At 51.1% G+C, this 14,608-nt stretch carries 17 protein-coding genes; 9 read left to right on the forward strand and 8 right to left on the reverse strand.

Going from position 1 to position 14,608, the window contains the following annotated elements; genetic code table 11:
- The first annotated feature begins 526 nt into the window (after positions 1 to 526).
- The 5 genes from PsAD46_RS26655 (at position 527) to PsAD46_RS26675 (ending at position 3,579) form a co-directional block, all read left to right on the forward strand.
- Positions 527 to 1,009: an NUDIX domain-containing protein gene (locus tag PsAD46_RS26655; protein ID WP_244273255.1), complete on the forward strand. Its 483-nt coding sequence runs from the start codon at positions 527 to 529 to the stop codon at positions 1,007 to 1,009.
- Positions 1,010 to 1,019: 10 nt separating this feature from the next.
- Positions 1,020 to 2,030 (forward strand): NAD(P)H-dependent glycerol-3-phosphate dehydrogenase, encoded by a 1,011-nt coding sequence (locus PsAD46_RS26660; protein WP_063308268.1) that lies wholly within the window; start codon positions 1,020 to 1,022, stop codon positions 2,028 to 2,030.
- 85 nt (positions 2,031 to 2,115) lie between these two features.
- Positions 2,116 to 2,406: a YciI family protein gene (locus tag PsAD46_RS26665; RefSeq protein ID WP_057461912.1), complete on the forward strand. Its 291-nt coding sequence runs from the start codon at positions 2,116 to 2,118 to the stop codon at positions 2,404 to 2,406.
- Between the two features lie 83 nt (positions 2,407 to 2,489).
- A complete protein-coding gene (locus tag PsAD46_RS26670; RefSeq protein ID WP_057461924.1) occupies positions 2,490 to 2,918 on the forward strand; it encodes an EVE domain-containing protein in 429 nt (142 codons plus the stop codon).
- A gap of 7 nt (positions 2,919 to 2,925) precedes the next feature.
- Positions 2,926 to 3,579 (forward strand): 50S ribosomal protein L11 methyltransferase, encoded by a 654-nt coding sequence (locus tag PsAD46_RS26675; protein WP_063308269.1) that lies wholly within the window; start codon positions 2,926 to 2,928, stop codon positions 3,577 to 3,579.
- Between the two features lie 15 nt (positions 3,580 to 3,594).
- Here PsAD46_RS26675 and PsAD46_RS26680 read toward each other — a convergent pair whose 3' ends face one another.
- On the reverse strand, positions 3,595 to 3,960 hold the full coding sequence (locus PsAD46_RS26680) for a hypothetical protein (RefSeq protein WP_063308270.1): 366 nt from the start codon (positions 3,958 to 3,960) through the stop codon (positions 3,595 to 3,597).
- A gap of 239 nt (positions 3,961 to 4,199) precedes the next feature.
- On the opposite strand from PsAD46_RS26680, the gene PsAD46_RS26685 reads away from it, so the two are divergent.
- Both PsAD46_RS26685 and PsAD46_RS26690 read left to right on the forward strand, forming a co-directional pair.
- Positions 4,200 to 5,372 (forward strand): M20 aminoacylase family protein, encoded by a 1,173-nt coding sequence (locus PsAD46_RS26685; protein WP_063308271.1) that lies wholly within the window; start codon positions 4,200 to 4,202, stop codon positions 5,370 to 5,372.
- A 74-nt stretch (positions 5,373 to 5,446) separates the two neighbouring features.
- On the forward strand, positions 5,447 to 6,397 hold the full coding sequence (locus PsAD46_RS26690; RefSeq protein ID WP_063308272.1) for a threonine/serine dehydratase: 951 nt from the start codon (positions 5,447 to 5,449) through the stop codon (positions 6,395 to 6,397).
- Positions 6,398 to 6,442: 45 nt separating this feature from the next.
- On the opposite strand, the gene PsAD46_RS26695 is transcribed toward PsAD46_RS26690, so the two are convergent.
- The 7 genes from PsAD46_RS26695 to PsAD46_RS26725 all read right to left on the reverse strand — a co-directional run bounded on the left by PsAD46_RS26695 (position 6,443) and on the right by PsAD46_RS26725 (position 13,398).
- A complete protein-coding gene (locus tag PsAD46_RS26695) occupies positions 6,443 to 7,174 on the reverse strand; it encodes an amino acid ABC transporter ATP-binding protein (protein WP_063308273.1) in 732 nt (243 codons plus the stop codon).
- A complete protein-coding gene (locus PsAD46_RS26700; RefSeq protein WP_057465115.1) occupies positions 7,171 to 7,845 on the reverse strand; it encodes an amino acid ABC transporter permease in 675 nt (224 codons plus the stop codon). Before PsAD46_RS26700 ends, PsAD46_RS26695 begins: the two co-directional genes overlap by 4 nt.
- A 128-nt stretch (positions 7,846 to 7,973) precedes the next feature.
- Positions 7,974 to 8,720, reverse strand: coding sequence for an amino acid ABC transporter substrate-binding protein (locus tag PsAD46_RS26705; RefSeq protein WP_063308274.1), 747 nt, complete (start codon positions 8,718 to 8,720; stop codon positions 7,974 to 7,976).
- A 371-nt stretch (positions 8,721 to 9,091) separates the two neighbouring features.
- A complete protein-coding gene (locus tag PsAD46_RS26710; RefSeq protein WP_063308275.1) occupies positions 9,092 to 9,784 on the reverse strand; it encodes a TenA family protein in 693 nt (230 codons plus the stop codon).
- 275 nt (positions 9,785 to 10,059) lie between these two features.
- Positions 10,060 to 10,509: a GNAT family N-acetyltransferase gene (locus PsAD46_RS26715; protein ID WP_208982060.1), complete on the reverse strand. Its 450-nt coding sequence runs from the start codon at positions 10,507 to 10,509 to the stop codon at positions 10,060 to 10,062.
- A gap of 682 nt (positions 10,510 to 11,191) precedes the next feature.
- Complete coding sequence (locus PsAD46_RS26720; protein WP_057465112.1) at positions 11,192 to 12,229, reverse strand: aspartate-semialdehyde dehydrogenase; 1,038 nt, start codon at positions 12,227 to 12,229, stop codon at positions 11,192 to 11,194.
- Positions 12,230 to 12,630: 401 nt separating this feature from the next.
- Positions 12,631 to 13,398, reverse strand: coding sequence for a 2-phosphosulfolactate phosphatase (locus PsAD46_RS26725; RefSeq protein WP_063308276.1), 768 nt, complete (start codon positions 13,396 to 13,398; stop codon positions 12,631 to 12,633).
- Positions 13,399 to 13,517: 119 nt separating this feature from the next.
- Here PsAD46_RS26725 and PsAD46_RS26730 point away from each other — a divergent pair, with 119 nt between their 5' ends.
- Positions 13,518 to 14,015, forward strand: coding sequence for a hypothetical protein (locus tag PsAD46_RS26730; protein ID WP_208982061.1), 498 nt, complete (start codon positions 13,518 to 13,520; stop codon positions 14,013 to 14,015).
- 70 nt (positions 14,016 to 14,085) lie between these two features.
- Positions 14,086 to 14,595, forward strand: coding sequence for an N-acetyltransferase (locus tag PsAD46_RS26735; RefSeq protein ID WP_063308277.1), 510 nt, complete (start codon positions 14,086 to 14,088; stop codon positions 14,593 to 14,595).
- Positions 14,596 to 14,608 lie beyond the last annotated feature (13 nt).

The following is a 14,608-nucleotide window of genomic DNA, read 5'->3' on the forward strand; positions in this document are numbered from 1 at the left end:
TTGTGCTCACGTATTCGGGCAGCTGATGGACCGTCCATCAGTGCGGCGTGGGCTGGGCGGGGCTACCGGGCGAAGTAACGCATCACCCGGCGGGTTCGTTGAAACACCCCTTGAAAGTCTTTAGTGCAGGGACCAAGCGGAAGCTGGTCACCCGATGGGCGTCTACACTGGCAGGCGTTTAGCTATCACCGACAATCACATTTGCCTCTGGCCGGTGTGCTTGTTGCTGACAGTGCCTGCTCCCAATGCCTTTCGGAGGAGATCTTGTTTCATACAAAAACGCCCGGGCAAGGCGAGCAGCCAATGCCGAAGAAACTAATTTACTTACAATGCGCAGGCACTGCCTGCTCGCCTTGCTCACACCCGAACTTTCGGGGCATTCCGTTCCACGCTGCAGGTAAAACCATGCGGCGCTAAAGCGCGTGTCATGCTGCTTATTATGTGCAAACTGCTATAACGCCTTGCTTGCAACAAACTCCTGCAAATAACATCTGCCAAATTCAAACAACATTGATTTGATTGATTCATGGTGGAAACGACATTGCAGCCTCGGCACAAAGCCTACGTCTACATGACCTGCGGCACACATCTTCTCGTTTTTGACGAACCGGAAACAGACATCGCAGGCACATTGCAGGTGCCAGGTGGAACACTGGATCCGGGCGAAAGCTATCTACAGGCCGCCAAACGCGAGTTTGAAGAAGAAACCGGTCTGAGAGTTTCCGGCGCACTCGAACAGTTTACAGGGCATGACTTCCTGTATGACGATGCCCTCACCTCAGGTCCGGAGCTACACCGCCGCAAATTTTTCCATCTCAAAATTCAGGAAAAAGCAAAGCTGACTTGGGATCATTACGAAATGAGCCCAAATGACGGTGGAGATCCTATCCTCTTTCGCTTCTTCTGGGTTGATTTGGCAGACAACGAAACTAAGTCCAAGCTAACAATGCACGGAGGGTTCGATATCCCTCTTGAGCAACTGTGTGAACGACTGAACATCACCCAATAAGGAAAACAACATGACCACAGCTCTAAACAAGATCGCTGTAATTGGCGGAGGATCTTGGGGAACTGCGCTCGCCTTGGCAGCCGCAAGAGCAGGTCGGGAAGTCTCCTTATGGGCCCGCGATGCGGAAACCATCGCCGCAATAAACGCCAGCAAACAGAACCCGAAATACCTGCCCGGCATCGAGTGGACAGAGCAAATCACCGCAACCGGCATCCTCAAGCATGCTGTCAGCGGTGCTGACGCGCTCCTACTCGTCACCCCGGCGCAAACAACACGGGCGATGACAGAAGCGATCAAGCCGTTTCTAAAGCCAGCAACACCAATCGTTCTCTGCGCAAAAGGCATCGAGCAATCAACCGGCCAGCTCCTGTCTGAGGTGATCAAGTCCGTGGCGCCTGATGCCATCCCGGCAGCGCTGTCCGGCCCAAGCTTCGCACATGACGTGGCAAAGGGCTTGCCAACAGCCGTCACAATCGCGGCTGAAGACGGTGTAATTGCAGACCAGCTTTCCGCAGCACTCGCCTCAAACAGCTTCCGCCCCTATGCAACTGATGATCTCATCGGCGTGCAAATTGGTGGAGCCCTCAAAAACGTGCTCGCAATCGCATGCGGCGCAGCGGTCGGCTATGGCCTCGGCGCCAGCGCACAGGCAGCTTTGACGGCCCGTGGCTTCGCAGAACTGACCCGCCTCGGCATGGCACTGAATGCCAGAAGCGAAACGCTCACAGGTCTGTCTGGTCTTGGCGACCTGGTCCTCACATGTTCCTCAACCCAATCACGAAATTTTGCCTTCGGGTTAAAGATTGGACAGGGTAGAACACCGCAGGAATTGGTTGCACCGGGACAAAAGCTTGCAGAAGGCGCTCACTCCGCTAATATCGCGGTCGCCTTGGCAGCCGAACATGGTGTCGACATGCCAATTGCAAACACCGTGTCACAAATCGTAGCTGGGAAAATCGACGTCGCACAGGCTTTGAGCGACTTAATGACGCGCCCCCTCAAACGAGAGACACACCCCTAGTAGAATCCTTTTAAGCTAGGAATTGCCTGGTTGTATATCAGGGATCAAATGGTTAGGTTGAAAACCTGCTACTGGAGTATCCAATATGCTGTACGCTCTCATCTGCACTGATAAGGCGCATTCTGAAGACCTTCGCCAGAAAACACGACAAGACCATCTCGATTTTCTCAAAGGTCTTGGTGATCGCTTGAAGGCAGCTGGTCCTTTTATGTGTGATGACCTCGTATCTCCGACGGGTTCGCTGGTCTTGGTAGAAGCTGCGAACAGGGACGAAGCATTGGCAGTAGCTAATGAAGATCCTTATTCACTCGCAGGCCTCTTTGAATCTGTTGAGATCCGTCCTTGGAACTGGGTAATTAAGAACCCAGAAGCCTAATTTTGTTGTAAGTATTACAACACGTCAATTCTGGAGCACCAGTCTCTCATTGTAGGCAGGTGCTCTTTTTAATGGAGGCAAAGTTGCAATACTGGCTGTTCAAATCCGAACCTAACAAGTGGTCTTGGGATCATCAAAAAGCCAAGGGCGAAGAAGGCGAAGAGTGGGACGGCGTACGCAACTATCAGGCCCGCAACTTCATGCGCGACATGAAGATCGGAGACCGGGGCTTCTTCTACCATTCCAACATCGGCAAAGAAGTTGTCGGCATCGTAGAGGTCTGCGCGCTCGCACACCCGGATTCCACAACCGATGACCCACGCTGGGAATGCGTAGACATCAAAGCCGTCAAAGACCTTCCGCAGACAGTAACACTGGCGCAAGTGAAGGCCGAAGAACGCCTCTCCGATATGGCCCTCGTGACTTCCATGCGCCTTTCTGTTCAGCCGGTAAAGCCGGAAGAATGGGCCGTGGTTCTGGAAATGGCAGGAATGGACCCATCTGAGGTCTGATCTCACGATGAAAATTACGGACCGGCGCGCTTTTATTTTGGAACAGACACGGCAACACCCTGTTCCTCATGCGCCGTCCATACGTCTTCACCTGGCAGATGAAAGCGTCGATCTCTGGCGCATGGGTGAAGAGGAGCTGGAAGAACTCGGTGTCTCCTCCCCGTTCTGGGCATTTGCATGGGCAGGCGGACAAGCACTGGCACGCTACATTCTCGACAATCCCGAGACTGTTAAGGACAAACGCATCCTCGACTTCGCAAGCGGCTCAGGCCTCGTCGCCATCGCTGCAATGAAAGCCGGAGCAGCCTCAGCCATCGCAGCAGACATTGACCTGTTCGCCTCAGACGCTGCACTTATCAACGCAGAGCTGAACCAGGTTACAATCAAAGTCAGCACTAAAGATCTTTTAAAAAGTTCTCTTGGCAATTACGACCTGATTTGCTGCGGCGATGTTTTTTACGACCCGGATATGACCACACGGGTTCTCAGTTGGTTGGATTCCAGTCCTAGGGAAAAACTAATTCCGGTTTTGGTAGGAGACCCTCGACGCTCCTATTTCCCAACCTCACGTCTCACCCACCTGCAAACCTATGAAATTCCAGTACAACGAGAGCTGGAAGACAACGAGACAAAAAAGACTTCCGTCTACGCATTTTCTTGACTGTCTGAGCAACAATCACCGGCTAGGTCGGCTCATTTCCTCAAAGAACCGAGCAAGCGATTCCACATTCGCATCGGCTTTATAGGGGGATGTCAAAGCACACTCGACAATCACAGTCCGCTTATTAATCTGAAGCGAGAAATCACTGGTCAGCGGCCACATACTCCAGCTGTCACGCAACGAGTTGTAACGCAAAGAGGTCCCGAACAGACCACCATTTACGAGAAGATTGATCGAGACATTGCGTCGAAAATCAAAAGGACCCGTTTCAAACTCGGCTTTAGCAGGCAAAAGGCTGGTATATCGATTGGCTTTGTTGAGGAACATCCATTGCTGTTTCTCCTCTGTGACATTCCGAAAAACACTCCGATAGATCGCCATACTGCCTCACCGCTGTTGAAGTTGAACCACGTGCAATATGTGACCTGACGTCAGCGATAACTTAGCGTGACTAAGCTGTCCTTGGGTTAGTTAAGAAGGCGCATTGGCAGTTCATTTAATTTTACTCAACTGACCCTTTTGCAATTGATTTGCTCTTGCAATATTTCACTGCACTGGGCCAAAGTGAGGTTCATTTTCTAATCTCAATAAGAATCCGAAGTATTTGAGGGAGCGCTCCGATGCCAACCATTAATCGTCTTGCAGAAATGCACGATGAAATCACCGCTTGGCGCCGTGATTTTCATGAACATCCTGAAGTTCTTTATGAGACACACCGTACATCAGCAAAAGTAGCCGAAATTCTGAAAGAGATCGGTGTTGATGAAGTCACCACAGGTGTTGGCCGCACAGGCGTAGTTGGTGTTATCAAAGGCCGCAACGGCGGCGCTGGCAAATCCATCGCCCTTCGCGCTGACATGGATGCCCTTCCAATGGCCGAAGAAACCGGCAAGGAATACGCATCCAAAAACAAAGGCGCAATGCACGCATGTGGTCACGATGGCCACACCGCAATGCTGTTGGGCACCGCAAAATATCTTGCCGAGACCCGCAACTTCGACGGCACAGTCATTCTCGTGTTCCAACCTGCTGAAGAAGGCGGCGCTGGCGCAAAAGCAATGATGGACGACGGCTTGTTTACCCGTTGGAACGTTGACGAGATCTACGGCCTGCATAACCAGCCAGGCACTCCGATTGACCACTTCGCAACCCGCTCTGGTCCACTGATGGCATCCACCGATGAGTTCACCATCACAGTCAAAGGCGTAGGCGGCCACGCAGCATACCCACACAACACAATCGACCCTGTGGTGGTTGGCTCACAGATCGTATCTGCCCTGCAGTCCATCGCATCCCGCAATGTTGGACCACTGCAGTCTATCGTAATCTCTGTGACTTTCTTCCAGGCCGGCACTGCATACAACATCATTCCGGACACAGCGAAACTGGGTGGTACCATCCGCACATTGGACCAAGATGTCCGCAAGCAAGCTGCTCAACGTGTGAAGCAAGTTGTTGAAGGCGTTTGTGCCGCAAACGGCGCAGGCGTGGACTACGATTTTGCAGATGGCTACCCATCCACATCAAACCATCCGGATCAGACCAAATTCGCAACACAGATCGCTGCTGAAATTGCTGGCAGCGCAGACAAAGTTGATGAAAACATCGACCCAACCATGGGCGGAGAAGACTTTGCTTACTACTTAGAAGAAAAGCCCGGTGCTTTCATCTTCCTCGGAAACGGAGAGTCTGCAGGACTGCACCATCCGAAATATGACTTCAACGACGAAGCTATTCCATATGGCTGTTCCTATTTCATTAAACTGGTTGAAACTGCAATGCCAGCAACCTAAAGTGCACATTGCAATTTTCGAAGCCTCGGATTTTTCCGGGGCTTCTCTATATATAAAATATTCAGGCTATTACCGTGCAGATATCTAAACAAGCCATTGAAGTCGCTCATAAACGAATTCAGAAATACATTCGCAAAACTCCGTCTATTGTGAGCGGTAACGGCACTTTTGGCCTGAAGTACTCCATTTCTTTGAAACTGGAACACCTGCAGCATTCAGGTTCCTTCAAAGCACGTGGAGCATTCAACTCATTACTAAACAACTCAATTCCTGAAGCTGGCATAGCAGCAGCCTCAGGTGGCAATCACGGCGCTGCCGTTGCCTGTGCAGCTCATGCACTTGGCAAGAAAGCCAAGATCTTCGTCCCTGAGATCTCCAATCCAGCGAAGATCGATAAGATCCGCAGCTTCGGCGCAGACGTCCATGTCGAAGGCGCCGCCTATGCGGATGCTGCAGCATTCTGCACCCACTACCAGCAGCAAACCGGTGCAATTGATATTCATCCATTCGATGCCATAGATACAATCAACGGTCAGGGCACCGTAGCATTAGAATGGGCAGAACAAAGCTCAGACCTGGATACCATCCTTGTAGCTGTCGGTGGCGGAGGCCTCGCAGCTGGTGTCGCAAGCTACTATGCAAACAGCCCCACCAAAGTCATTGCCATAGAACCATTTGGTTCCTGCTCCATGAACGCAGCGCTTAAAGCCGGCGAGCCAGTTGATGTCGAACTGAACAGCATCGCGGCCAACGCACTTGGTGCAAAGCGATGCGGCACCTTCCCGTTTGAGGTCGCAAGAAACCACATCGCAGAATCCATCCTTGTTGAGGATGACGCCATTCTCGCCGCGCAACGCCGTCTCTGGAGAGAGATGCAGCTCGTCGTCGAACCAGGCGGCGCAACAGCCCTGGCAGCTCTGATCTCCGGTGCATATAAGCCAGAAGAAGGCGAGCGCATCGGCGTCCTATTGTGTGGTGGTAACGCTGAACTCATCCAGGTCAACAACACCCTGTCCGGTCGATAAAAGAAAAGCGGTACATCCATAAGAAGGTACCGCTCTCGAAACTCTCTAAAGAACTTTCCGCAAGAAACTGCGGGTTCTTGGATCATCTGGGCTCGTGAAGATCTTCTCAGGTGGGCCCTGCTCAACAATGCGCCCGCCTTCCATAAACAGAACACGATCAGCAATCTCTTTTGCAAACGCCATCTCGTGGGTCACAATCAACATAGTCTGATGAGCCTGCGCAACGCGAGTAAGCAGCTGCAGCACTTCATCAACCCACTCAGGATCAAGCGCAGAGGTCGGCTCATCAACCAGCATAAGCTCTGAGTTGCTCGCCATCGCCCGGCCAATACCAACACGCTGCTGCTGACCACCAGAAAGAGACGCAGGATAAGCATCTGTTTTATCTGCCAGACCGATGTCCCGCAGAATTTCATCCGCCCGCTCAAACGCAGTCTCTTTGGCTTCACCACGAACGGTGATCAAGCCTTCAGCAATATTCTCACGCGCTGTTTTGTTGGCAAACAGGGCATAGTTCTGGAACACAAAAGCTGTCCTCAAACGCATCTCTTTGATCTGCGCGGCATTCGCCTTTTGAACATCAATGCTTTTGCCATCAAGAACATACTCACCCTGCTCTGGCGTCTCAAGAAAGTTGAGACAACGCAGCAAGGTGGATTTACCGGTCCCGGACGGACCAATAATGGCGATGCGTTCGCCTTTTTTGATATCCAGGTCGATCCCGTTCAACACAGGGACACCATTATAGATTTTTGTGAGCCCGCGGATCTGGATCATCTGGAAACAGCCTTTGAAAGTCGATTTTCAATTTGGGTCTGAACGAAAGCAAGGCTCTCAACCACAGCCCAATAAATAACGGCAACGACAATAAACGTCTCGAAGTACAGGAAGCTTCCTGCTGCTTCTTTCTGCGCAGCACCCATCAATTCAGTCACACCAAGCGTAAAGGCCAGACTGGTGCTTTTGATCAGATCGATGAAGTAGTTAATCAGCGTTGGCGCAGCAACACGCGCGGCTTGCGGTAGAATAATCCGGCGCATCATCTGACCAGTAGACATACCAATCGACTTTGCTGCTTCCCATTGGCTACGGTCAACACCCAGGATCGCCGCACGAATACTCTCTGCCATATAAGCGGAGAAGTGAAGCGTCAGACCGATAATCGCAGCTGAAACTCCGTCAATCGCAGTGAGGAACGAAAAGAGCTGCGGCAAACCGTAGTAGAACAAAAACAGCTGCACCAGCAGCGGCGTTCCGCGAAAGAAGCTGATAAAGAGCCGCGTGATTGCATCCAAGACAGGAAAGCGCACCACGCGGATAATTGCAAACAGCGATGCAAGTATGAGCGCCAAAATCATGGACACACTTGCCATACCCAAGGTTAGGGGTAAGTACTTTAAAAGGATCGGCAAAAGGCCGAGCATGTAGTCCAGATCTAAGGCGCGCATAATCAGTTCTTATTATTAGAGCATGCCCTCGAACGACGGGAGTAAATTCCCGAAGGCATGAAAAAGGAAAAGCAGTTCCACCAAAGATTCTTAGATGCGAACTGCTTTACTAATTCTGAACGGACAGCTTAGTCAGCTTTGGTGATGTCCGCTCCAAACCACTTGTCGGAAATCTCAGCCAGCTTGCCAGAAGCTTTCAGTTCGTCGATTGCAACGTCTACCTTAGCAGCCAAAGCTTTACCATCTTCATCAGTACGGAACGGCATTGCGTTGCGAATTTCAGAGAATGGAGCACCAGCCAGAGCCAGTGGCAACGGAGTTTCTTTGATCACCTGAGTTGCACTGATGCGATCATGAATAAACGCATCAACACGGCCAAGTGCGGTATCCTGGGCCAGATTGCTTTCATAGGTGCGGATGTCAATTTCATCAGCAAACGGCAAACCGCGCAGAAGCTCTTCAAAGTTGGAACCAAGGTTTACAGCAACGCTTTTGCCTTTGAGGTCTTCAACGCCACCGATTTCTTCGTTGCCAGCTTTCACAACAACCTGCGCACCGTCATAAACGTATGGCTGGGAGAAAGTGAACTTGGCTTCACGCTCAGGTGTAACGGTGATCTGGTTTGCAATAGTATCAATGCGACCAGCTTCCAAAGCGCCAATCAGACCGGAGAAGCTCATGGTAACGAATTCAACTTCATCACCAGTCTGCTTTGCAATTGCGCGAGCAACGTCAACTTCAAAGCCCTGCAGAACATCTTGCTTAACAAATGTGAATGGGAAATACCCACCAGACATGCCCACACGGATTGTTTCAGCCTGAGCAGGAACAGCCACAAGAAGGGCAAGTGCAGCAACAGTAGAACGAGAGAACATAATCTATTCCTGATTACTATTATTTTGTTGAGCTCGTTCTATCAGAATGAGGAAAATTTTCTACAATTAGCGAAGCTGTGAGCTTATTTAAATCAAATAAACTACCAATACTGGAATTTATTAGAATTAGATGCCACAGAATCTCACATGCATAAAAAATACTTCCTATAAGGCGCACCGAGACAAAATCTCATTTGAGAACACCTTGTCATTTTCTGCAATTTTCCAGCAATATCACGGAGATGTTACAGGTAAAACGTGCAGTTACCCCTAGTTTTTAGCCAATACGTATAACTAGGGACCTCCCCCTTTGAAAAAAAATGCTCCCCGTAAAACAGAGAGCATTTCTGGTTCAGATCTGAAGCGTTTTGTCAGCTCACCATATCGAAGAACTCTGCTTCAAGCTCACACATATGAGTAAAGCTCTCTGAGATATCGCTTTGGCGCTTCACGCGTTCCTCTTCGCCAATCGAGTTCACTTCCCGCTTAATCCACTCAATGAACTCTCCAAACTCATCGGTCGCCAGAAACTCAACCCACTCAGCAAGGTAGAACCGCTCAGGCCGTGGCTTGGCAGCTTCCCGATGGCCCCATTCGCGATAGATCCACTCCGAAGCCAGCAATGTTGCCATGCCATCAACGTAGTGACCTTTGCCAGCTGTCGACAACAGCGTTGCGCCAATTGCCCGGGTAATCGTATTGGGCTTGGCAGCTTCATAAACCTCAGGCGCGATGCCCAGTTCTTTAAAGGTGCGCTGAAAATAGCCCAGTTCATTAGAAGTCAGTTGCTGCGCAAAGCCAGACAACCGTACTTTAGCAGCCATTGTCGGCGCTTTGGCAATCAGGAATCCAAGCGCAGATGCCAAGTCCTGAATGTAGTGGTAATCCTCCAACAAGTAACGGGTGAACACCTCGGCACTCACTGTGTCGTTACCAACAGCACTGGTAAACGGGTGATTGATCGCCTTATTCCAAGCAGGTCCTGCAGATTTCACAAGCCAATCCGTAAAGGTCTCATCCGTATGAGTGATCTTGTAGTTGGCATAACTTGCAGTGTTCAGCATTCTCGTGTGCCTCCCAACACATTGTCCTGAAGCGCATCCTCCTAAAAGTGGTTCGGATATTCCCAAAAAGGACACGCATGGCAAAAACGCTAAGAGCAGGAAGCGTCAATCTTGAGAAACGCAAAGTGCTCTGGCTTACATCTACTTCGAACAATGCCACTCAGAGTTACGCTGCACTAGACGGAAATCACCGTATATGCCCCCTGCAATTTTAGGGGTATCATCTCGCGCCCGTCGTACTGCACCACGCTGCACCCTCTACTTTGGCGGGAAAGCTAAGCCTTCCACTCATACAAAATATCTGGTGCACCTTCTTCATTCTCTGAACCGCTTGTCCGCTTCACTTCCTTAAACCCATGCACTTCGTAAAATGCTCTCGCATCCACATTCTCAACAAAGCACATAAGCTTCAGATTTCCGGAAGAGCGAGCTTTTGCTTGGTCTAAGAGCTTTGTACCAACGCCCTTCCGCAGGTGCCGCGGATCCAGATAAAGCTGTTCTACCCAGTCATCTTTGGTGGCCATCATACCTATGATTTGCTCATCTCCCATGACTATTGTCAGTTCATTCTCTTTAAAAACAATATTCTGAAAGAACCAAAGATCTTCTTCTGGCGTGTGCAGTCTAGGTATAAATGAAAGGCATCGGTCTCGCGAATACCGGTACATGCGAGCGACCTCAGGCAACTCTTCATACTGCGCTGCTCTAATTTCAAGTGTCTGCATATTCCCCCCATAATTTGGGAGAAACCTAGCATAACCTCTACGTAAAGTATTCCCGCAAACACCAACAGCACCGCATGGCATCCCATGCAGTGTTGAGCCAGAGTTCCCGAAAGTCGGGATGAGCAAGGCGGCAGGCAATACCTGCGCTACTTGTTTAAAAATGTTTCTTCAGCATTGGCTACACGCCTTGCCCGGGCTTTCTTTGAATGAACTACGTCGCCTCTTTTGCCTATAAGGCACGATAGCCGGTTTCCCGGAAAGAAAGTGGCTTATCCAGTCAGGTTTCCCTGCCCAAACAGTTCCTCCGTCTTTGACTGACACCTTCGCAAAAGCAAGTCTCCCTGCCGGTGCTCTTGTATCCGTCGCCGCGTGATACCCTATAGTCCTGGGCCCTTCCCCTCAAACCATGCGGTCACGTTTGAAGTTCGGTTCACCGGACCACTGAAAGGTGCGTTACGTCTTCCAACAGCCCAACCCAGCCTACGACAAACTGACGGTCGCTCCGCCAGCAGCCCGCTACGTAGGCATAGACACAGAGTATCGGAGGAATTGAGGAGGGGGATAAGTTTTGTGACCAGAGCATTCTCATTCTCTCCGAATGAAGCAGTAATCCTCTTTCACCTCTAACAAAAAAGGGCACCCTAAAAGGTGCCCTTCCTAATCTCATCAGTAGCTGAAAAGCTTATGCAGCAGCTTCTGCTTTTGGCTTGATCAGGCCGCGGTTCACCAGAACCTCAGCAATCTGAACTGTGTTCAGCGCAGCGCCTTTACGCAGGTTATCGGAAACAACCCACATGTTCAGGCCGTTCTCAACGGTCGCGTCTTCACGAATACGGGAAACGTAAGTCGCATCTTCGCCTGCACACTCGTAAGGAGTGACATAGCCGCCGTCTTCACGCTTATCGACAACCAGAATGCCCGGCGCTTCACGCAGCAGGTCCTGAGCTTCTTCAGGAGAAAGTGGACTGTCCAGCTCCATATTCACGGACTCGGCATGCCCAACAAACACAGGCACACGAACAGCTGTACAAGTCACTTTGATGGTAGGGTCGAGCATCTTCTTGGTCTCAGCCAGAACCTTCCACTCTTCCTTAGTGTAACCATCTTCCATGAACTCATCGATGTGCGGGATCACATTAAACGCAATGCGCTTGGTGAACTGCTGAGGCTCAATCGGGTCGTTTACGAAAACAGCGCGGGTCTGGTTGAACAATTCGTCCATCGCATCTTTACCACCACCAGAAACGGACTGGTAAGTGGAGACAACGAGGCGCTTGATACCAGCTTTTTCGTGAATTGGCTTAAGAGCAACAACCAGCTGTGCAGTGGAGCAATTCGGGTTCGCGATGATGTTCTTCTTTTTGAAGTCAACAATATCATCAGCATTCACTTCAGGCACGATCAACGGAACATCCTGATCATAGCGCCATGCAGAAGAGTTATCGATGACAACACAGCCCTTGGCAGCAATCTTCGGAGCCCACTCTTTCGCGATAGTACCGCCAGCAGACATGAGGCAGATATCAACATCGGAGAAATCAAAATTCTCCATCGCTTTAACTTTCAGCGTCTTGTCACCAAAGGAGATTTCTTTGCCCTGAGAGCGGCGAGATGCCAATGCAATCACTTCATCAGCTGGGAAACCACGCTCTGCCAGAATATCCAGCATTTCCGCACCCACATTGCCGGTAGCACCTGCAATCGCAATCTTATAACCCATTGGTTTTGTCCTCTTCGTCTCCCCCGCTGGCTTCCGGAGGCTGACTGCGCCCGGTGAGCCCTCTGGCGCCCTCCGTCCCGGGGAGAGCGCGGGAAAGAGAGGCACCTTAGACGGTGGTCTTTGTCGTTTTCATGGTGATTGTCTTGGTAGTAGTCGCGGTCACTTTTGCAGCCGACATCATGCCCGCGGTTTTCGCCGCAGTGCGCATGAATTTTGTTGTGTCGGTCTTGCGAAGGAACATTCCGCGTAACTCTTTCCCAATAAATAGATCGCGGGTTTCATGCCTTCACACGAAAGATTTGTCAACAGTCTTTGCTATGGCAGAGCTTCAACATCACTCAAGCGTGACACGCACGCACCAGCAAAACCGCCGAAAAACAGGGTTTTACCAATGAGAATCTTCATTCAGGCAAAATAAACCCTGATGTAAGCTCAACTTTTGAACGACCATGACTTGCACGCGAAACGTCAATAAACGCATTCACCACCTTCCCGCCAAGCTCAACTTGCCGCAGTTCAGGCACACAGTTTTCCGAATCCAGGTCAGCTGCCCACTCCACATCAACTGTGTAACCACGGTGTGTCAGTTCCTGCCCACTCGCGCAGCCCTTTAGCGCACCGAGCAAATCATCGGCACACGAAAGATAACCCGCCCGAGCAATCGAGGCTTCTGGCGACATCGCGCAGTCCAGCATATGTGCAAGTGCACCGCAGGCCAGTTGATCCTCGAAGGCAGGCCGCAAACTGCCATCCGGCCACTTCTCACCCGCAGCAACCAGTAAGACTTTGCCGGAAATCACCTTAAGATAAGCCGCCACCGCTACTGCATTCCGAAGTGCAGCAGCAAACACCCGCCCTTCTCTCGGCAAAGCAGAAAGCGTCGCACCGTTGGGGCTGGGCAACACCAACACATCGCTAGCAGAGAGTTCCATGAGCGTTGGTGGAGACAATGAATAACCGCCCTCCCGGCGCTTCCCGGCACAAACTCCGCCAATCTCAACAGCCAGCGCTTCCCCCTCATCGCGATCAGCAACGGGCACCACCCTCGCTCCTCTGCCACAAGCAACAGAAGTCGCTGTCGAGAAGCTCAGGCAATCAACAATCACAGCCACAGCAAAGCCATCGCTGCTTGCGTTCCGTCCCCATTCCAAATGCACAAAGTCAGCCATAAACAACCTCAAAATGATAAAACCGTGGGCACCGGAAAAAGTGGGCCAATCAATCCTTGCATGGTATCGCGTCTGCACTCAGTTTGAACAGAGCGATCAAAAGTCACAACGGAATAATGATGGACCTCCTTTCTCAATTGCAAGCACTTGCTGTCGATCTCGAACGCTCTCAGCTGCCAGAGGTCTTCAAGTATGCATGGTGGGTCTATCCGGCAATCAACACAGGCCACATCGTCGGGCTGGCCATGCTATTCGGTTCCCTCGTCCCGCTTGACCTGCGTATGATGGGTATGTGGCGCTCCATACCATTATACGACCTTGCACGCCCCCTCACCCGCATTGCCCTTCTGGGCGGCCTGATCGCGATCACCACTGGCATCTTCCTGCTTTCAGTCAAAGCGCAAGTATACGTCAACGCGCCCATATTCTGGGCCAAGTCAGGCTTTTTCACACTCGCCCTGCTCAACGCATTGTTCCTGCGCTTCAACAAACCATGGCGCTATCTGGCACAAGTCGACTCCCGCGGCACCATCCCCCGCTTCAAATCCGCTGGCTTCATCTCGCTGTTCAGCTGGCTCGGAGTCCTGATCTGCGGGAGAATGTTCGGGTACCTCTAGTCCGATAAATCAGTAAGCTTTCCTATTTTTCGTGGCACAGAAGCTAAGCTAAACAGAACGGACAAAACCGATGATCATCCGCACAGAGCTACCATCTGATGTCGAAGCAATCCGCAATCTCGTTTATGCAGCTTTCGAAAACCACCCACACCATGAACCCGGCGCAAAGCCAACAGAGCACCTGATCATCGACCAATTGCGTGCCAGCGGTGAGCTGACACTGTCACTCATCGGAGGGCAAGCTGGCGGCATGGTAGGTCATATCGCTTTCTCTCCTGTAACAATCGATGGTGAGGACAAAGGTTGGTATGGCCTTGGCCCAGTGGCCATTGCTCCGAAACATCAGGGCAAGGGCTTTGGCTCAGCCCTAATCATGGAGGCAATGCAGCAAATCAAGCAGATTGATGCCAAAGGTGTCGTTTTGCTTGGGGAGCCGGACTATTACAGCCGCTTCGGCTTTCAACAAACAGAAGACCTCGTCTTCCCCGGCGTGCCAGCGCAGTACTTTATGCAGCATACCTTTGAGGGAGAGACACCAACAGGCACCCTCGCTTATTCCGGGGCCTTCGCAGCAAGCTAATATGATGAAGAAT

Source organism: Pseudovibrio sp. Ad46 (genome assembly GCF_001623065.1).
Taxonomy (GTDB): domain Bacteria; phylum Pseudomonadota; class Alphaproteobacteria; order Rhizobiales; family Stappiaceae; genus Pseudovibrio.